1 protein-coding gene is annotated in these 379 nt (G+C 72.0%); it reads right to left on the bottom strand.

Annotation, left to right across the window (positions count from 1 at the left end):
* The coding region (locus A3764_RS25475) for a hypothetical protein (protein WP_161487525.1) at window positions 1–379 on the bottom strand (379 nt) is incomplete at both ends.

Raw genomic sequence — 379 nt, 5'->3', positions numbered from 1 at the left:
ATCGGGCGTGCGCGCGGCCTGCGCCGCGAAGGCCCCGTGAATGGTCTGGTCTGGGTCGAACGCGGTGGCGGTGTCGTTGAGACCCTCCAGCAGCAGTCGCCGCTCGGCCTCCGGGAGGGGCCAGACATCGGCGCAGGTGATGTCCGCGCCCTCGGCGGCACGGGCGCAGGCAGCCTCGATCCGTTCGCGGATATGCGCCAGTTCCTCGACCGTCAGGCTCCCTGCGGCGTAGTGCAGCACGGCCCCCCCGGGGGTAAGGGCAAGGCAGAGCGGTGCCGCTGCCAGATCGCCCCCGTTAGGCGAAAGGGCGAAGGGCGGCACGCGCAGCCCGCCAATCTCTGGATCGCGGGCGGGCAGGTCCGCGAAGAAGCCGCATTGC

The sequence above is a fragment of the Sulfitobacter sp. HI0129 genome (assembly GCF_001635395.1).
Taxonomy (GTDB): Bacteria; Pseudomonadota; Alphaproteobacteria; order Rhodobacterales; family Rhodobacteraceae; genus Sulfitobacter.
Note: the sequence above shows the minus strand (reverse complement) of the source record. Positions and strands in the feature narration are given on the sequence as shown.